Annotated in this window: 17 protein-coding genes and 1 pseudogene; 11 read left to right on the top strand and 7 right to left on the bottom strand. The window is 62.6% G+C overall.

Annotated features, from left to right (window positions below; translation table 11 throughout):
• The first annotated feature begins 44 nt into the window (after positions 1 to 44).
• The 5 genes from APH36_RS04725 to APH36_RS04705 all read left to right on the top strand — a co-directional run bounded on the left by APH36_RS04725 (position 45) and on the right by APH36_RS04705 (position 4,404).
• On the top strand, positions 45 to 959 hold the full coding sequence (locus tag APH36_RS04725) for a universal stress protein (protein WP_060497682.1): 915 nt from the start codon (positions 45 to 47) through the stop codon (positions 957 to 959).
• Between the two features lie 3 nt (positions 960 to 962).
• A complete protein-coding gene (locus APH36_RS04720) occupies positions 963 to 2,330 on the top strand; it encodes an MBL fold metallo-hydrolase RNA specificity domain-containing protein (protein ID WP_060497681.1) in 1,368 nt (455 codons plus the stop codon).
• Positions 2,331 to 2,386: 56 nt separating this feature from the next.
• Positions 2,387 to 2,995 (top strand): hypothetical protein, encoded by a 609-nt coding sequence (locus APH36_RS04715; protein ID WP_374754779.1) that lies wholly within the window; start codon positions 2,387 to 2,389, stop codon positions 2,993 to 2,995.
• A gap of 64 nt (positions 2,996 to 3,059) precedes the next feature.
• Positions 3,060 to 3,752 carry a phosphoribosyltransferase gene (locus APH36_RS04710; protein ID WP_060497680.1) on the top strand — a complete coding sequence of 231 codons (693 nt, stop codon included), beginning with the start codon at positions 3,060 to 3,062 and terminating at the stop codon, positions 3,750 to 3,752.
• A gap of 28 nt (positions 3,753 to 3,780) precedes the next feature.
• Entirely contained in the window at positions 3,781 to 4,404 is a 624-nt protein-coding gene (locus APH36_RS04705) for a dienelactone hydrolase family protein (RefSeq protein WP_060497713.1), read from the top strand.
• A gap of 17 nt (positions 4,405 to 4,421) precedes the next feature.
• Here APH36_RS04705 and APH36_RS04700 read toward each other — a convergent pair whose 3' ends face one another.
• The 3 genes from APH36_RS04700 to APH36_RS04690 form a co-directional block, all read right to left on the bottom strand.
• Entirely contained in the window at positions 4,422 to 5,789 is a 1,368-nt protein-coding gene (locus APH36_RS04700) for an erythromycin esterase family protein (protein WP_060497679.1), read from the bottom strand.
• A 60-nt stretch (positions 5,790 to 5,849) separates the two neighbouring features.
• Positions 5,850 to 6,419, bottom strand: a complete 570-nt coding sequence (locus tag APH36_RS04695; RefSeq protein WP_060497678.1) for a GNAT family N-acetyltransferase — start codon at positions 6,417 to 6,419, stop codon at positions 5,850 to 5,852.
• 96 nt (positions 6,420 to 6,515) lie between these two features.
• Positions 6,516 to 7,379: a universal stress protein gene (locus tag APH36_RS04690; RefSeq protein WP_060497677.1), complete on the bottom strand. Its 864-nt coding sequence runs from the start codon at positions 7,377 to 7,379 to the stop codon at positions 6,516 to 6,518.
• A gap of 213 nt (positions 7,380 to 7,592) precedes the next feature.
• On the opposite strand from APH36_RS04690, the gene fnr reads away from it, so the two are divergent.
• Positions 7,593 to 8,324 carry a fumarate/nitrate reduction transcriptional regulator Fnr gene (fnr, locus tag APH36_RS04685; RefSeq protein ID WP_060497676.1) on the top strand — a complete coding sequence of 244 codons (732 nt, stop codon included), beginning with the start codon at positions 7,593 to 7,595 and terminating at the stop codon, positions 8,322 to 8,324.
• On the opposite strand, the gene APH36_RS04680 is transcribed toward fnr, so the two are convergent.
• Positions 8,293 to 9,030 (bottom strand): hypothetical protein, encoded by a 738-nt coding sequence (locus tag APH36_RS04680; RefSeq protein ID WP_060497675.1) that lies wholly within the window; start codon positions 9,028 to 9,030, stop codon positions 8,293 to 8,295. The two genes, fnr and APH36_RS04680, sit on opposite strands and share 32 nt — an antisense overlap.
• A 191-nt stretch (positions 9,031 to 9,221) precedes the next feature.
• Between APH36_RS04680 and APH36_RS04675 the strand changes: the two genes are divergently transcribed.
• The 3 genes and pseudogenes from APH36_RS04675 (at position 9,222) to APH36_RS04665 (ending at position 12,717) form a co-directional block, all read left to right on the top strand.
• Positions 9,222 to 9,782, top strand: coding sequence for an Hsp20/alpha crystallin family protein (locus APH36_RS04675; protein ID WP_060497674.1), 561 nt, complete (start codon positions 9,222 to 9,224; stop codon positions 9,780 to 9,782).
• Between the two features lie 60 nt (positions 9,783 to 9,842).
• Complete coding sequence (locus APH36_RS04670; protein WP_033695979.1) at positions 9,843 to 10,307, top strand: CBS domain-containing protein; 465 nt, start codon at positions 9,843 to 9,845, stop codon at positions 10,305 to 10,307.
• 34 nt (positions 10,308 to 10,341) lie between these two features.
• Positions 10,342 to 12,717, top strand: a pseudogene (locus APH36_RS04665) (phosphoketolase).
• A gap of 7 nt (positions 12,718 to 12,724) precedes the next feature.
• Here APH36_RS04665 and APH36_RS04660 read toward each other — a convergent pair.
• From APH36_RS04660 to APH36_RS04650, 3 genes are read right to left on the bottom strand one after another with little or no spacing between them, the layout of a single operon-like run.
• A complete protein-coding gene (locus APH36_RS04660; protein WP_027917281.1) occupies positions 12,725 to 13,150 on the bottom strand; it encodes a potassium channel family protein in 426 nt (141 codons plus the stop codon).
• Positions 13,151 to 13,178: 28 nt separating this feature from the next.
• The gene (ftsH, locus tag APH36_RS04655) at positions 13,179 to 15,020 is read right to left on the bottom strand and encodes an ATP-dependent zinc metalloprotease FtsH (protein ID WP_060497673.1); all 1,842 of its coding nucleotides are present in this window, start codon (positions 15,018 to 15,020) and stop codon (positions 13,179 to 13,181) included.
• Between the two features lie 26 nt (positions 15,021 to 15,046).
• Entirely contained in the window at positions 15,047 to 15,694 is a 648-nt protein-coding gene (locus APH36_RS04650) for a BON domain-containing protein (protein WP_060497672.1), read from the bottom strand.
• Positions 15,695 to 15,884: 190 nt separating this feature from the next.
• On the opposite strand from APH36_RS04650, the gene APH36_RS04645 reads away from it, so the two are divergent.
• Together APH36_RS04645 and APH36_RS04640 are read left to right on the top strand one after the other, a co-directional pair.
• Positions 15,885 to 16,139 (top strand): hypothetical protein, encoded by a 255-nt coding sequence (locus APH36_RS04645; RefSeq protein ID WP_060497712.1) that lies wholly within the window; start codon positions 15,885 to 15,887, stop codon positions 16,137 to 16,139.
• A gap of 6 nt (positions 16,140 to 16,145) precedes the next feature.
• A complete protein-coding gene (locus APH36_RS04640) occupies positions 16,146 to 18,428 on the top strand; it encodes a heavy metal translocating P-type ATPase (RefSeq protein ID WP_060497671.1) in 2,283 nt (760 codons plus the stop codon).
• Positions 18,429 to 18,461 lie beyond the last annotated feature (33 nt).

Here is an 18,461-nt window from a genome sequence, read left to right as displayed (position 1 = left end):
ATCGCCTGCATATCCCCCCAGTCGCGCAAGCCCGGAGGTTCATCATGGGTCAATACCGACAACTGCTGGTGCTGCTCACCGAGGTCGATGCGCATTCAGCGGCGCTGCGCAGGGCCCTGGCCCTGGCACATGTCAGCGGCGCCAGCGTACATGTGCTGGGGCTGTTCGAACCGAGCGAGGAGCACCTGCTGCGCGAGGAGCGCCTCAATGAAGCCGACATCAAGCGTCAGTACGAACACTATCGGGCAACGCTGGCCGCTTTGGTCGAGCGGCATCGCGGCAGTGGCATCACGCTGACGGTCGACACCCTGAATGCAGACGATATCCGCAGCATGGCCATCGACTACATCAGCGAACTGCAGCCCGACATGGTCATCAAGGACAGCGAAACCGCCTCGGCCCTGGCGCGGCTGTTCAGTACGCCGCTGGACTGCGCCTTGATGCGGGGATTCAAAGGCATCATCCAGTTTGTGCCGAAATCCTCCTTCACGCTGACCCGACGCGTCCTGGTTGCCGTGGACACGGCGTTCAGCGAAACACCTGCTGTGCAGGAGCACTTCAACCGTGGGCTCATCCGCGCCGCCCAGTCACTGGCCCTGCAGTGTGATGCGCCGTTACACCTGCTATCGGCCTACAACCTGGCCGGCGTGTTTGCCGCGGACATGAATGTGACCCAGGCCTGGATCGACGAGATGCGCGAAGCGCTTCAGGAGCCATTCGACGCCTTGGCCGACGCCGAGGGCGTCGCGCCGGAGCGCAGGCACTTCATGGAAGGCGGCCCGGTGCAGGTGATCCGCGAACAGGTGGCCGCACTGGATATCGATGCGCTCGTGATGGGTGTCGTGCAGCCCAAAGGGCTGGACAAGCTGCTGGGCGATACCACCGAACGGATCATCAGCCACCCACCCTGCAGCGTCCTCGCCGTGCACCCTGACGTAGCCGAGCAATGGGAGCCTTGAGCCATGCAACTGACCTTTCTTGGCGGCACGGGGACCGTGACCGGTAGCAAATTCCTGCTGACCCACGACAGCACGCGGGTGCTGGTCGACTGCGGGCTGTTCCAGGGCTTCAAACAACTGCGCCTGCGTAACTGGGAGCCGCTGCCACCGGCCTTGCGCGCTCTCGATGCGGTGGTGCTGACCCACGCTCATCTCGACCATAGCGGTTATCTTCCGGTGCTGGCGCGGGAGGGCTACAGCGGGCCGATCTACGCCACCCCCGCTACCTGTGCCCTGGCAGAGATCTTGCTGTTGGACAGTGCGCGCTTGCAGGAGGAGCAGGCTGAGCATGCCAACCGCCACGGTTACTCCAAGCACACGCCAGCGCGCCCGCTCTACACCGAGCAGGACGCGAAACGGGCCTTGGCCCTGTTGCAGCCTGTGGAGCTGCATCACCCGTTGCCGATTGCCGACGGCATGGAGCTGCTGATGCGTACCGCTGGGCATATTCTCGGTGCGGCGACGGTGCAGATCACTGCCGAAGGCCAGACCGTGCTGTTCTCGGGTGACCTGGGCCGCCCTCAGGACCCGATCATGCGTGCGCCGGAACTGGTCAGGACGGCGGACGTGCTGTTGATCGAGTCGACTTACGGTGATCGCCAGCACCCTGACGAATCAACCGCGCAATACCTGGCAAAGGTCATCAATGAAACACTGCTGCGCCATGGCATCACCCTGGTGCCATCGTTCGCCGTCGGCCGCGCCCAGCTGTTGATGTACTACCTGTACACGCTCAAGCGCGACCGGTTGATACCGGATATCCCGGTCTACCTGAACAGCCCGATGGCCACCGACGCCACCGCCCTCTACCAGCAGTACCGCAGCGAACATCGGCTGTCGGCCGCCGAGTGCGCGGCGATGTGCCAAGGCACGCATATCGTGCGAACAGTCGATGAGTCCAGGCACCTGGACCAGCTGCGCGAACCGGCGGTGATCATTGCCGCCAGTGGCATGGCCACCGGTGGCCGGGTACTGCACCACCTCAAGACGCTGGCCCCCAACCCACGCAACAGCATCCTGTTCTCCGGCTTTCAGGCCGGCGGCACGCGGGGTGCCGATATCGTCGCCGGTGCCCGCAGCGTGCGCCTGCAGGGTGAAGACGTGCCGATAAGGGCGCAGGTGCATGCCATGGAGAACCTCTCCGCGCACGCCGACGCCGACGAAATCATGGAGTGGTTGCGAGGTTTTACCCGGCCACCCCGGCAGACCTATGTCATTCACGGCGAGCCGCACGCCGCCGACACGTTGCGACGGCGCATCAGCCTCGAACTCGGCTGGCAGGTTTGCGTGCCGGAGTATCAGGAAACCGTCGCCATCGACCCGGTGCGCTAGCCGGGCGCGGGAGGTGAATCATGAGTACGCAAGCAAGGGCGAAACTGCGGGCTTGGATGCACAGGCCCAGGGGCAGCCTGGGTTGGATCGTGGCCATCGTCGCTTTGCTCGTCGCCGCTTCCGTCTACCGCGCATTGAGCCCGAGCTGGCGCATGCCCATGCGCGACCCGGCGGTGTTGCTGAGCCTGCTGGCGTTGAGTGTCGCGCTGGGGTGGGCGGTGCAGCGGGGCGTCAAACGCACGGTCGGCAAGGCCATTTTCAATGGACAGGAGACGGGTTGGCAGGCCAGGTTGGCGTTGCTCCGTTCAATCACCCGGGAATCGAACAGGTTGATGAGTGTGTTGCTGCTGCTGGTCCTGCTGGGTGCTGGCACTGTGTGGCTGGCGGGGCGCTCCGTGGCGCAGATCGTGGAAAACTGCACGGCCAACCTGCAGGCCCAGGTCGATGTACCTGAGGATGACAAGCTCGCTGCGCTGGTTGGCAAACCCGTATGCACCTGCCTGGCTCAGACCTTTCTGCAGCGCAATGGGGTGCTTCGCCTGGCCCTGTTCGAAACGCCCATGCAGGAAGTCAGCGGCCTGAAGGCGCTGACGCCCGCTGATGAGCAGCGTTGCCTCGCGCAGTTCGACCTGTTGCCCGAGGAGGGGCGTGCAGTTACACCTTGAAGCGATCAGAGCCCCATCGGATGCTGCAATGACAGGCGCCCACCGCGGCGCGGGAGGTGTTCCCATGTCCCATGATCTTGCCTTGCCAACCTTGTTCGCCGACCGTACCCAGGCTGGACGAAGCCTGGTCGAGCCACTGACCCGCTACGCCGGCAGGCCCGACGTGATCGTGCTCGCACTGCCGCGGGGTGGCGTTCCGGTGGCCTACGAAGTCGCGACCGCCCTCAACGTGCGCCTGGACCTGTTGGTGGTGCGCAAGCTCGGCATGCCGTTTCACCCCGAGTTTGCCATGGGTGCGATAGCCAGCGGCGGAGCCAGTGTCCTCAATGACGACATGCTGCGGGCCTATCCGGTAGAACCGGCGTTGTTCGACGCCGTGGTTGCCAGGGAAACTGAGGAGCTGGCGCGGCGCGAACGGGCCTACCGGGGAGGGCGGCCAGCCCTGCAGCTCAAGAATCAGGTAGTGATTCTCATCGATGATGGCTTGGCGACCGGCGCCACGATGAGGGCGGCTATCCAGGCTGCGCGAGCCCAGTCACCGGCGCGGATCGTGGTGGCCGTGCCGGTCGCACCGCCAGAAACGCTTGAAGCCTTGTACGATGAAGTGGATGAACTGGTGTGCCCGCTGGTGCCTGAGCGGATGGTGTCGGTTGGCTATTGGTATCAGGATTTTCCGCAAACTTCAGACGAAGAAGTCATGACGCTCATGGGGCAAGCCGATCAGCAAGCACTTTACCGGAATGCACCCCATGACTGAGCACAGGGTTGAAGTTCGCACGCAGACGATGAAGCTGGCAGGCGTCGAGCTTCTGGCGGACGTACGCGAGCCGGCCAATGCCCGTGCCTTGGTCATCTTCGCCCATGGCAGTGGCAGCGGGCGTTTGAGCGCCCGCAATCAATACGTTGCGGACGTTCTCGCGGCACGTGGCCTGGGATCACTCCTTTTCGACCTGCTGACCGAGGCTGAGCAGCGACTGGATAACGAGACCGGAGAGTTGCGTTTTGATATCGCCTTGCTGGCCAAGCGCTTGATCGATGTCATCGATTGGGTTGCAAGCGATCCGCAGTTGGGCACATTGCGCATTGGCTTGTTCGGTGCCAGCACGGGGGCCGCTGCGGCCCTGTGGGCGGCTGCGCAGCGTCCCGAGCGGGTGGCGGCGGTGGTGAGCAGAGGTGGCAGAACAGACCTGGCGGGACCGATGCTCGACCGTGTACAGGCGCCAACGTTGCACATCGTAGGTAGCCGGGATGCCCTTGTGCTTGAGCTCAATCGTCAGGTGGATCGCTTGCTTGGCTGTGAGCGGCATCTTGAAGTGGTGCCAGGTGCTACGCATCTTTTCGAAGAACCGGGTACCTTGGCAAAGGCCGCTGCGCTTGCCGGTGACTGGTTTGTGAAATACCTGCAGTGATGGGGCTTCGCCGAGGCTCATACACCAAATGGATAGGTTTCGTCTTCAGGCTCAAGATGCTGTTGTTTCGGCAAGGCCAGGGCAGTGACCGGCTGGGTCTGCTCGAACCACAGCAGCGCATCGAACTGCTCGGCCAGCACCGCCTCGAAGTAGTGGCTGAGCCGTTCGCTCTCGGGGCGATAGATGACGCCGATGGCGCGTTCGAGTAGCACCGTGGACAACACATGGCGCAACTCCTTGCGCTGTGGGTCGCGCCAGTCGCTCAGGCAAGCTGGCACGCCTGCGAGGCGGAACTGGTGCTCCCAGCTGTCGCTGCGCGAAGGACGGATTTCCTTGATCTGCATGTCGCCGTCCCAGTCATCGGCGGCGGCCACCTGGCCGCGGTCGGTGGCCATGCCGATCAGCACTGCGTCGTGCCCGAAAGCGCTGCGGCAAAGCTGGCCGATGTTGAACTGGCCTTTCCAGCCCATTTCCGTGGCGCCAGCGTTGCCGATATGGGAGTTGTGTGCCCAGACTACCGCCTTGGCGTGGGGACCACGGTGTTCCAGCAGCGCGCGCAAGGTATCGAACATGTGCCGGTCGCGCAGGTTCCAGGAAGCCGTCGAACCTCGGTAAATGGCGCGGTAGTACTGCTCTGCGGCGATGATTACACGTGCGTTCTGTGTGGCGTTGAAGAAGGCTTCATCATTGCGGATAAGCCCTGACAATTGCTCCGCGAGCATGACATTCAACTGCTGGATCACCGGTTGCTCGCAGGGCATGACGCCACCGCGCTCGACAAAGTGCCCGTACAGCGCGGGGTCGTCCTGCCAAGGCGTCAGGCAACCGTAGCGGCGACGGGCTTCATGGGCCAGATGCGGATCGACCCGGTCCAGATACGCCAGGACTTCATGGATGGAATTGCGCAGGCTGTAGACATCCAGGCCGCGGAATTCCACGCGATGGTCGGTGGGCAGCCTGCGGTTGTGCCCGTGCAGCCATTGGGCGAAGGCTTTGACTTCGCTATTGCGCCACATCCAGGTCGGAAAACGGCTGAAAAAATGGCGTTTCCACGCCGAGTGCGCCAAGCCTCGGACGTACTGATCGACATGCCCAGCATCCGGCCAGTCGGCCTCGACGGCGACGATATTGAAGCCATGCTGTTCGATCAGGCGCCGGGTGATCGCCGCTCGGGCGCGATAGAATTCGCTGCTGCCGTGGCTTGCCTCGCCCAGCAGGATGACGCGCGCGTCAGCGTAGCGGTCGAACAGCGCTGCGAATGCCGGCGTATCCAGGTCCGGCAAAGGTTCGGCGTACTGATGAAGCACCGGGGCAATATCGCCGGTGTCGACCTGATACTGCTTGCCGTAGAGTTTTTCCATCAATTTCTTCGAAGGGCCGTTCATGGGGATGCTTCCGTAGTCGGTCCGCCGCGCCTTGACCCGTCAGGGTGCGGCGGCCCGGGGTCAGATCAGGGAAAGCCGGTGAATGACTTGGCTGGGGTCATCCGGGTCAGCGGCGGTGGTGAACCCCGCCGCCTTGGCCAGGTCGCGCATCGCCTGGTTGGCTGCCGCATCGACCGAATACATCTGCCGCAACCCCTTGGCTCGGGCATGATCGATCAGGTGCTTGAGCAGCAGGCGGCCCAAACCATGGTGCTGCCAGCTGTCCATGACGGTAACGGCGCATTCGCACTCATCCTTGCCGCTAGCGGTGGCGTAGCGGGAAATGCCCACTTCCTGCAATTCGCCATCCACGTGGGCGAGAGCGACATAGGCCGCCTGGCGATCCTGGTCGACCTTCATCAGCTGGTCGAGCATTGCCTCACCGGGCTCCCTGAACTGGCACAGGAAGCGGAAATGCCGCGATTCGGGTGACAGCCGTTCGATGAAGGCTTTTTCGCGTGCTCGGTCCTGGGCTTGCAAGGGCCTGATCAACACGTGAACGCCGTTTTCAAGGGCTTCGATCCAGTATTCACCCGAAGGTTTGGGGAACGAAGGCGTTGTGTGCAGACGGGAAGTTTCGGCGGGCGCCATGGCAATGTCCTCTATGTTGAATGAACAAGGAAGTTCAGTGTCGACAGTGGGCGCTGCGCTGACTTGACAGTTGTCAAATGCTTCACTGATGAACTGTCAAACCGATTGAAGAAGCTCCTCCGATTCAGGGATAGCCAACTGCTGCTGGCGTGCCTTGACGGGGACCACGAGCAAGCTGCATTTCAGGCTGCTTAATAGGTATTCCAGGGTCGCAAACTGCCAGGCGCGGTGAGGGCTGGTGATCACCACAGTGTCGTAGCCACAGCGATTGGCGTATGCGCAGAGGGTGTGCGCGCATGATCCGACGATCAACTGGTGATGGGCGTCAGGGATACCCAGTTGCGCGACGAAGCGTTTGAATGCGCTTGCGAGGGATTCATACGAGGGGATTTCCGCCAGGCTGTAGTGCTCGCTGTGACGCAGGAGGGCGGCCTGGTCATAAACGCAGAAGAGATGCATCTTCGCCTTGCGCGCGTGGGTTATGAGCCTCGCGGCTTCGACGACTGCGGCATTCGCGTCCCCGTCGTCCAGGTCTTCGCAGCTGGCGGGCGCTGCTACGAACAGCTTGGCTTGAATTGACTCTGAACGTTCCCGTGCGAACAACACGGGGCAGGGCGCAAGCCGCATCAGTTCGAGGCCGAAACTGACGCGCCCGTCGGCTTGAGCCTGCAGGATCATCAGGTCGGCGTCGCATGCCCTTGCCAGTTTGACCAATGCTGCGGCCGTGGGCTTGATTCGCCTGACCTCGGACTCCAGTTGGATGCCACTGTCGAGCAAGACCTTGGTCAGGCTTTTCTGTCGGCTCAGGGTATCGACGTGCCTGGCCTGCCCAGCGGGCGCTGGCTGGATGGCAAGGGTCACAGAGGCGCCGATTGCCATCGCCAGCTCCACCGCTTGTTCGATAGCCGGATCGTACCAATCTTCGTCCACTGCAATTACGAGCAATCTCTTGATTTGCATGATCTTTCACCTTTTAGCGGATAGCGCCCCGGTAAACAGTCGGGATTCAACGAAGTTTTCGACGCTTGAGCATGCGGGCGCGGGCAAGGCGTGGCTTGATCTTCATCAAGTTGCCTCGGGTGGCATCCAACCCTTGGTCGGACAGACCGCTAACGTTTTGTGAGGCCGCTAACTTAAATAGATGCCCGCCTGCAAAAAAGCGGAGGCATCGTCATGTCAGGCTCTGCAGAAATGGGGGCAAGGCCCCATGTGAAGTGCCTTGCGTGCTCGTTGAGCCGGCTCTGTTTGCCCGCCAGCCTCAGTGCCGACGAAGTGGACAAGCTGGAGCGGATTGTCCGCCGTAACCGGCCGTTGAAGCGGGGTGAATACCTGTTCAAGGCCAATGAGCCCATGGAGCACGTGTTCGCCTTGCGCTCCGGGGCGATCAAGAATTTCCTGCTCGATGCCGACGGCACCGAACGGGTGACCGGCTTCCTCCTGCCAGGGGAAATGCTGGGGCTGGACGCCATTGGTGCCAGCCATTACCGAAGCTTTGCCATTGCCCTGGAAATCTCGCTGGTCTGCTCCATCCGGCTGGACCAGCTGGTGGACCTGTCCGGGCAGATTCCGGGGCTTCGGTATCAGTTGTTGCATATGCTCAGCCTGGGGATCCAGGGCAAGGACGAGCACCTGCGATGCTGCCACGGGCGTGCCGAGCAGCGGCTGGCGATCTTCCTCCTAGGCATGTCGGCGCGTTACCAGGCGCGGGGGCTGTGGGCTGATATGTTCAAGCTGCCGATGTCCCGAGCTGATATCGCCAACTACCTGGACCTCACGCAGGAAACGATCAGCCGCCTGTTCGGCCGTTTCGTCCATTCAGGTTTCCTGCAATGCGTCGGGCGTGAGGTCAGGCTCATCGACATGCAAGGCTTGGTCAACCTGACCCACCTAGAGGAGCCCACTTGAGTGCAGCAAGCAATCGGTCATAGCGTTGCACAGGCCAGCGTTCGAGTGGTGGCCTAACGCAGAGTGTGCGTGGTACATGATCTGTGCGTATCCAGATGCGCTGCGGGGCTACGCCGGTTTGCCAGCACAGCTGAGCCAGCTGGCGCGCTACCTGTGGCGGTGCGCAGCAGTAGACCGTGTCCGGGTGAAAGGTGGTCAGCAAGCGTCTGGTTTGCCACCAGCCACTGCTGATATCACGCGGCAGTGGCGACAGCGCCGACAGCCAGGTTTGACAATCGTCTGGCAGGAGTTCGGCGGCAATGCCCTCATGTGACAGCTGCAATTGCACCCAAGGCAGCCAGCAGCGAATCTCATCCAGCGCGCCCAGCAAGGGCAGCAGGCCATCGGCGCGACTGATGGCTAACAGCCTTGTACTTTGCAGGGGCAGCGGCCAGGCGCTGCCAAGCGGCCCGGAATAGTCGAACAGTTCCCCCTGTCGACCTAATGGCTGCGCACTCTGAATGCTGACGATAAATTGCCCAGCGACGCCAGGCAGGGGTACGTAGCTGCATGGCCAGCACTCGCTACCACGGCCGAGCATGCAGTACTGGCCTGCCATTGCCTCGCTGCACGGCTGGCGGCACAGGGCCAGGCGCACGAATTGCTGGATGCCCGGCCCCGGCAACGTTTGCAGCAAGCGGACGCTGGCACCGCCCTCTTGGTTCATGGCTGCCTCGGACTGTAATTATGTCTTGCTGATATCTGCCTAGGCCGTGGTCAATGCGGCATGTTGACCAGGATCAAACCGGCGGGCGGAAGGGGCGCCACGCTCTTGATAAAGGTCAAACGGGGGGCAGCCCCACGGCGCATGCTCGAGGCGTCTCCCTGGGAGGCATTACTCATTTCGAGGAGGTCGCCATGTCAGAAGTTGCCAAGAAAGTGCCTGTTACCCCGGTCGCCACCCAGCCAGCCAAAGCTTCGCCGCCCAGCGTCGAACCTTCGGATCTGTGGCGGCCCTTCCAGCAATTGCGCCGTCAGATCGACAGCCTGTTCGAAGATTTCGGCCGGCGGCCGATGCGCATGCCGTTCAGCCACACACCGTTCGATCTCGAACCCTTCTGGCGGCGTGACTTGTTCACCCACGGTATGCCAGCCATGGACATCAGCGAGCTGGCCGAGGAGTACCGCATCAGCGCCGAGTTGCCTGGCGTAGATGACAAGGACATCGAGATCAAACTCGCCAATGGCAACCTGGTGATCCGCGGCGAGAAACAGGAGGAAAAGGACGAAAAACGCAAGGAATACCACCTGTCCGAGCGCCATTACGGCAGCTTCGAACGGGTTTTCCAGTTGCCCCGTGAAGTTGACGCCGAGAAGATCAATGCCCAGTTCAGCAAAGGCGTGCTGCTGGTGCACCTGCCCAAGCGCGCCGAAGCCATCCATCCGGAAAAGGTGATTCCGATCAAGAACGGTAAATGATCTCACCCATTTTCGCTGCATCGAGGAGCAAGGAGGCTCCGCCTGTGGAGGTAAAACATGATGTCCATTGGCAAATACTGCAACCGTGACGTGGTCACTGCACCACCCGGTATTTCCATCTATGCCGCAGCGCGCATGATGAATCAGTACCATGTTGGCGACCTGGTATTGGCCGAACATGTCGACCGCGAGCGTTGTCGGCCCATCGGCCTGATCACCGATCGCGACCTGGCGTTGCGCATCATCGCGCGCAATCCACCGGATCAGGAAGACCTGCAGGCGGTCGATGTGCTGCCTCGGCCTCTGATCACCGCGAACCAGAACGAAGACTTGTTCGATGTCATCCTCAACATGCGGCGCGCCAATATCCGACGCATTCCGGTAGTCGATGACTTCGGCCTGCTGGTCGGAATCGCCACGGCCGACGACTTGGTGGGGCTTCTGTCCGACCACCTGCACGAACTGTCACTGCTGATCCGTCAACAGAGCCGGCGGGAGGAAGACCTGCGCGGCGAAGACCTTTGAGCGCACCCGTGCGCGATCAAGACAGGAGGCTGGCATGAGTGATTTCCCCAGTGCTGAAGAACTCGAAAGCCTGGACGCCTATTGGCGGGCGGCAAACTACCTCACCGTTGGCCAGATCTATCTGCAGGGTAATGCCTTGTTGACCAGGCCATTGACCTTGGCGGATGTCAAACCCCGATTGCTGGGCCACTGGGGGACTTCGCCGGGGCTCAATCTGATCTATACCCATCTGAACCGGTTGATTCGCCAGTACAGCCTCAATGTGCTGTTCGTCACGGGGCCCGGCCACGGCGGTCCCGCTCTGGTCGCTCAGGCGTACCTCGATGGTACCTACACCGAGCTCAACCCATCGGTCGAGCGCAACGCACTTGGCATGGCCCGGCTCTTTCAGCAGTTTTCCTGGCCTTATGGCATTGGCAGCCATGTCGGTCCCCATGTGCCTGGCTCCATTCACGAAGGGGGCGAACTGGGCTATTCGCTGGCCCATGCCTATGGTGCTGCACTGGACAATCCGCAACTGATCGTGGCGTGCGTCATTGGTGATGGTGAAGCCGAAACCGGGCCTCTGGCTGCGAGCTGGCACTGCAACAAGTTCCTCAACCCCGCCCGCGACGGCGCGGTGCTGCCCATTTTGCATCTGAACGGTTACAAGATCGCCAACCCCAGCGTGCTGTCGACGATCAGTGAGGAGGAACTGACCAGCCTCATGTAAGGCTACGGTTATGATCCCTATTTTGTCGAGGGTGACGAGCCCACGGACGTCCATCGTGCTTTGGCCAGGACGCTGGATGTCATCTACGAGAAGATCAGTCAGATCCAGCGCCTCGCGCGGCATGCCGAAGACCCGCAGGTGGTCGACAGGCCATTGTGGCCGGTCCTGATTCTTCGTACCCCAAAAGGGTGGACGGGGCCCAGGTACGTAGATGGGCAACGCGTAGAGGGCACCTGGCGGTCCCATCAGTTGCCGTTGGCGGACCTTGGCAAACCGTCGCACCTGATGCAGTTGCAACAATGGCTGGAAAGTTACCGTCCCCATGAGCTTTTTGACGCACAGGGTACGTTGGTGCCTGATCTGGCTGCGCTGACCCCGACTGGCCGGCGGCGCATGAGCGCGAGCCCGCATGCCAACGGCGGTCTTTTGTTGCGCTCACTGGATTTACCGCACTACGCCGATTACTGCGTGCCGATGCCGGGGCCGGGCCAGGTGCGGGCCGAGGCGACCAGAGTGCTGGGCGGTTATGTGCGCGATGTCATGAAGAACAGCCTGGCGTCGCAGAATTTTCGCCTGTTCGGTCCTGACGAAACGGCGTCCAACCGCCTGGATGCAGTGTTCGAGGTGACCGACAAGGTTTGGCTGGATGCTCAGGCCAGCGATGATGTACACCTTTCGGCACAAGGGCGGGTCATGGAGATCCTCAGTGAGCATATCTGCGAGGGCTGGCTGGAGGGGTATCTACTGACGGGCCGCCACGGCCTGTTTTCCTGCTACGAAGCCTTCATCCATATCGTCGATTCGATGATCAACCAACATGCCAAATGGCTCAAGACAGCTGCCGAGGTACCGTGGCGCAAGCCGATCGCCTCATTGAATATCCTCCTGACTTCGCATGTCTGGCGGCAGGACCATAATGGTTTCTCGCACCAGGACCCGGGTTTGCTCGACCTGCTGGCAAACAAGAAGGCCAATCTTGCGCGGATCTATCTGCCACCTGACGCCAATTGCCTGTTATCGGTGGCTGAGCATTGCCTGCGCAGCCGTGGGTACATCAATGTGATCGTCGCCGGCAAGCAGATGGAGTGGCAATGGCTTGATGGCGAAGCGGCCGCCGTGCATTGCCAATCAGGTATCGGACGTTGGGGCTGGGCCTCCCACGATGACGAGATGCCCGAGGTGGTGCTTGCCTGCGCGGGCGATGTGCCGACACTGGAGGTGCTGGCGGCAGTTACACTGCTACAGGAGCAGGCTCCTGATGTGCGCGTGAGGGTGGTGAATGTCGTTGACCTCATGGCGCTGCAACTGTCACAACAGCACCCTCACGGGCTGTCCGACAGCGACTTCACTGGGCTGTTTACCGAAGATCGACCGGTCATCTTCGCCTTCCACGGCTACCCGGCGTTGATCCACCGCCTGATTTACAAGCGCGCCAATCCGCAACGTTTTCATGTGCGGGGCTTTCGCGAAGAGGGCGCAACCACCACGCCGTTCGACATGGCGGTCATCAACAACCTGGACCGCTACCAGTTGCTGCTCGATGTGTTCGAGCGCGTGCCACGCTTGCAGCCTCGGCTCGAGCAGGCCCGCGCCCGCTATTGGGCAATGATGGAGAAGCACAAGCTCTACCTCATCGAACATGGCGAAGACATGCCTGAAGTTGCGCAATGGCGATGGACTTCCCCCCCAGGTGCTTGACCCAGCGCTACTTGGCCTTCCAGTACTTCTGCATTTCCAGGAACAGGAAGGACGCGGTCCAGGTGATCAGTACCAGGCCCGTCAGGGCCTGCAGGCCGGTGAGGTACTTGAGATGGCCGGTGGGGGCGATGTCGCCGAAGCCTATCGTGGTATAGGTGGTGAAGGAGAAATACACGCAGTCCAGGAAGCTCCCGTCGAAATTGCCGCTGAGCGTACCCCAGCCAGGGGCATGGGCCATCAGGTAATAGGCCAGGGCAAAGCACCACACCTCCACAGCGTGCGCCAGCAGCGCGCCGAATACGCCTGCCACGATGCGAAAACGGCTCCAGAGCTTGAGCCGAGGGAGCCAGTCGTTCAGGCGCAGCAGGCATTCGTAATGAATGATCACCACCAGGATCACCACGAGCATGTTGATCAGCGTGACAGAGAGCATCGTGGGTACCCTGGCCAGGATCGGCGGTTCATTTCGTGGCATCGACCAACACATAGGTGGCAGGCTCCCTGGCTTGCGGCAGCAGCGCGGGGAACTCCTCGGGGGTGATGGTCTCCTTCGCCAGCAACAGGCGCGCGCCTGTATCCAGGTCGTGGCGGCGCTGCTCCAGCAACGACCGGGCGCGGCCATAGGCTTCTTCCAGCAAGCTGCGGATGGCCAGGTCGATCTCGCGCGCGGTCTGCTCGGAGTAGTCCTTGAGCGCCTGGTGCAGTACCGAGTCGCTCAGAAAGCCGGCTTGTTGCCGTTCCAGTACCGCCTGGCCCAAAACGGGGTTCATGCCGAATCGGGTCACCAGTTGGCGGGCAATGTCGGTGGCGCGTCCCAGGTCGTCGGCGGCGCCCGTGGAGACCTGGCCGAACGCAAGGTGCTCGGCGGCGCGCCCGGCCATCAGCACCACCAGGCGGTCGCGCAGCATCTGCGCGCTGATCAGGAAGCGGTCGTCGGTCGGCCGCTGCAAGGTGTAACCCAGTGAACCTGCGGCGCGGGGAATGATCGACACCTTGTGGACCGGATCCATTGCCGGCAGGCTGCTGGCGGCCAGGGCATGCCCCATTTCGTGGTACGCCACCACCTGGCGTTCGTCGCTGCGCAACACGCTGCCCTTGCGCTCGACACCTGCCACCAGGCGCTCGACTGCAGCGGTAAAGTCCTGCAACTCGACCCACTGGCTGGAGCGCCGGGTCGCGACGATGGCCGCCTCGTTGACCAGGTTGGCCAGGTCGGCGCCCGTCAGGCCCGGGGTAATCTCGGCAATCCGCTCGCAGTCCAGGTCATTCTTGTAGATGATCTTGTGCAGGTGGACTTTCAGGATCGCCAGGCGGCCCTTGCGGTCGGGCCGGTCGATGAGAATCTGCCGGTCGAAGCGCCCGGCACGCAGCAGCGCCGGGTCCAGCACTTCCGGGCGATTGGTCGCGGCCAACAGCACCACGCCTTCACGTGGGTCGAAACCGTCGAGCTCGGCGAGCAACTGATTGAGGGTTTGTTCTTTCTCGTCATTGCCGCCAAAGCTGCCGACGCCGCGCATCTTGCCCAGGGCATCCAGCTCGTCGATGAAAATGATGCAAGGTGCAGCCTGGCGGGCCTGGTCGAAGAGGTCACGTACCCGTGCGGCACCCACGCCCACGAACATCTCCACGAACTCCGAGCCGGAGATCGAGAAGAACGGCACCGCCGCTTCCCCGGCGATTGCCTTGGCGACCAGGGTCTTGCCGGTGCCGGGCGGGCCGACCAGCAACGTGCCTTTGGGTACATGGGCGCCAAGGCGTGCATACCACGCCTTGTTTTTCAGGAAGGCCACGATCTCGGTCAGCTCGCCCTTGACGTCGTCGATACCGGCCACATCGGCAAAGGTCACCTGGGTGTCATGTTCGACATAAACCCGCGCGCGCGACTTGCCCACCCCCATCAACCCGCCCAACCCCTGTTTCTGCCCCAGCCCGTGGAACAGGAAGTACCACAGCGCCAGCATCATCAGCAGCGGCATGAATGCGCCCAGCACGGTCGCTACCGTGCTGTCTTCGGTAACACCGGTGAAGGCCACGCCCGAGCGCCCCAACTGCTCGCTCAGTGTCGGGTCGACGCGCACGGTGGAGAACACCGAATGGCCATCGATCGGCTCCTGCAGCCTGCCGAGGATACGGTCATGCTCGATATGCAGGTCGCTGACCTTCTGCTGATCGAGCAACTGCAGGAACTGGCTGTAAGGGATGGCTTGCACGGCCGGCTGGCTGAACAGGCCGAACTGCACGGCTGCGAGCACCGCCAGGCCGACTGCCAGTAAGTAGAGCTTCCAGGGCTGATCCTTGTTCATGGCCATCTCTCCTCGGCGCGGCGGCGCTAGGCGATCAACAGATAATCTTCGACCTTGCTGACGCCCGGCACCGACCAGGCCGCACGCTCGACCACTTCTCGCTCGCGCAGCAAGTGGACCTTCCCTTCCAGCTTGACCACGCTACCGTTGACCGTGACGCGGATGCCTTCGGCCTGGATCTCGGCGCTGCGCTTGAGTGCGTCTTCGATGTGGCGCTTGATATCGACCGCGTCGGCCCGGGCTTTGAGGGTGATGCGGTTGTGCACGCCGACCACGCCCGACAGGCGCCAGACCGCCTGTTCGATCACTTCCTTCTGGTATTGCCAATCGAGCTGGCCTTCCAGGGTCACCGTCCCTTTCTGCACGGTGACCTTGATGCCCTCCACGTTGGCGTCCGAGCTCCAGGCGATGATGTTCAGGGCACGGCTGGCAATGGTGTCGTCAGCGGTACCTTCGAGTTTGTTCAGGCGTACCTCTATTTCCTCGGCCAGGCCGCGCACGCCTTTCATGGCCTTGACCGTGCGCTCGGCACTGACTTTCTGGGCGTAGCTGTTGACGTGCCCGGAGAGGGTGACTACACCGTCCTGCACCGTCACACCGATGCTGGCAGCGTTGATATCGGGTTTGAATTCCAGCTCTTCGAGCACAAGGTCTCGCAAGTCAAGGTCGTTCATGATCGGCTCCGGTAGCGGATAGGGGAGGGGCTGAAGTGCCCTGAGTACTTGTTTCTACACGTGTGCCCCACAGCGCGATTGATAAAGGTCAAACCCGGTGAACAGGCCGTTCGCGGTTGACAAATGTCAGGCTGCGGCGCACGCCGCAATCGATACTCAGCGTGTCTTGGGCATGCACGAGGGTATGGAAATGCGACGTTATGTGCTTTGCGGGTGGGCAAGCCTGCTGCTAATTACCGCGTCCGGCTGCACGGCGTGGCGCGCCGAGGAGTACGATGCGCGCCTGGAATCGGCGGAGAACAATGCCGCCACCGCACGGTTGCGCGCCGATCAAGTGTGTTACCGCATCGATCTGGTCGAGCAGACCGCCAACGAGGCGCTACGACGGGCAACCCAGGCTCAGGACGAGGTGCAGCAATTGCGCCAGCAGGCCAGGCGCAAGTAGCCTGCCATGCCTCGTCGATGGCTTGACCCTGCACTGTTGGTGGTCTGCTTGCTGGCCTTGCTGACTGGCGGCATGGCCTACGCGGCGCAGCGGCCTGCCTGGGCCGCGCTGGTCTGGGGAGCCGGCGGCCTGGTCATGGCCGGGGTCCTGGCGGTAGAAATGTTCAGGCGCCTGGCCAGAGGTGAGGCGGGTATCGACCTGATTGCCTTGCTGTCGATCACCGCCGCCCTGGCCTTGGAGAACATGCTGGTGGCTGCGGTGGTCGCGCTGATGCTGTCCACCGGACGAGCCCTCGACGCGTTCAGCGTGCGGCATGCCGAGCGCGAACTGCGCGCGCTGATCGACCGAGCGCCGCAACGTGCGTGGGTCCAGGAACACGACGGGCTGCACGAGGTAGCGGTGGATCAGGTCAGGCCAGGTCAGACCGTGCTGGTACGCCTGGGTGAAATCGTGCCAGTGGATGGGCGGCTGCAGAGTCCCCAGGCCACCCTGGACGAGGCGGCACTGACCGGGGAGTCGTTACCCGTCACTCGCCATTGCGGCGATCCGGTGGCCAGCGGAGTGTGCAACGCTGGCGCGCCGATGCTGCTGATGGCTACGCAGACCGCGGCCCAAAGCACCTATGCCGGCATCGTGCGCCTGGTCGAGGCGGCGCGCCGGTCACGGGCACCCTTCGTGCGCCTGGCTGACCGCTACGCGCTGGCGTTCATCCCGCTGACATTGTTGATCGCCGCGCTCGCCTGGTGGACCAGTGGCGACCCGCAACGTGTGCTGGCCGTGCTGGTGGTCGCCACGCCCTGCCCGCTGATATTTGCGGTGCCGATTGCCGTGCTGTCGGGCATCTCGCGAGCGGCGCGGCGTAGCATTCTGGTGCGCGATGGCGCGGTACTGGAGGCGCTCGCCGGAATCCGCCAGGCTTTTCCCGACAAGACTGGTACCTTGACCAGCGGCCACGCCCGGTTGCAATCGATCGAGCTTAACGGAGAGGGCGCGCCGCTGCAGATCTTGCAGTGGGCCGCGTCGTTGGCCCAGGCCTCCACCCATCCGATCGCTCGGGCCATTGTCGACGCGGCCCTTGCGCGGGGCCTGACTCTGGCGGCGCCGCAACAGGTGCAGGAGGCTCCATGCCAAGGCTTGGCCGGCCAGGTACAAGGTAAAGCCGTGCGCTTGGGGCTGCTGGCATTCGTGCAGCAGGGCAGGGATGCGGGCCACTGGGCACAGGCATGCTTGCAGCAGCTGGACTATCTGGCCAGCAGTGGCAGTTTCGTGGCCGTGGACGGTGAATTGAAAGCGATGCTGCGGCTGGCCGACGATGTGCGTCGGGAAACACCCCAGACCTTGCGTCGGCTTCGAGCGCGCGGGATCGACCAGATTGTCATGCTGACTGGCGACCGCCCGCAGACGGCGCAAATGATCGCGTTGACCGCGGGTATCGATGCACTTCGCTCTGGCCTCTCACCGCAGGACAAGGTCCGCCTGGTGCAGGAGGGTTGCCGAAGAGGCCCCACGCTGATGGTCGGGGATGGCATCAATGATGCTCCGGCACTGGCTGCGGCCGATGTCGGGGTTGCCATGGGCGCGTCCGGCGTGACAGCCTCGGCGCAGTCAGCCGGCGTTGTGCTGCTGGTCGACAGGCTGGATCGCTTGATCGAAGCGCTCGACATCGCCCGGGACGCCGTGCACATCGCCCGGCAAGGCGTGTGGATGGGCATGAGCCTCTCGCTGCTGGCCATGCTGTTCGCTGCGGCCGGCTACCTGCCTGCGGTGATGGGGGCGATACTGCAGGAAGGCATCGACCTGTTGATCATCCTCAACGCCCTTCGCGCCCTCGGCCCGGTTGCGGGTGATGGCCGCAACGGGTTGCCGGCCGAGAGTCTGCAGCGCATGCAGGACGAGCATCGGCAACTGGACGGGTTGTTGACCGAACTGAGCCAGATGGCGCGGGACTTTGCCAGCCGCCCTGTAGAGCGGGCACGGGCCGACCTCCAGCATCTGGTCGCCGCCCTGCATGGCTTGCTGGAGCGCCACGAGCGGGCCGACGAGCTGCGGCTGTCCCCGCTGTTGAGCCGCTACATGGTGGGCGAGGACCGCCTCTCGGCGCTCAGCCATACCCACCGGGAAATGTTCAGGCTGATCCATGTGCTGACGCGCATGAACGAGGATTTCGCCCAGGCCGCCGCCATCCCGAGCGCCGACGAAATCCAGCACCAGCTCATACGCCTGGATACCCTGGCGAAACTGCATTTCGACCAGGAAGACGCCTTGTATCGGTACCTCGATAAACATTGAGCAACGCTGCAGGCGTTCGCACGATTGATAAAA

Origin of the sequence: Pseudomonas sp. NBRC 111133 (genome assembly GCF_001320605.1) — a bacterium.
Classification (GTDB): domain Bacteria; phylum Pseudomonadota; class Gammaproteobacteria; order Pseudomonadales; family Pseudomonadaceae; genus Aquipseudomonas; species Aquipseudomonas monteilii.
This window is presented reverse-complemented; position numbering and strand designations above follow the sequence as displayed.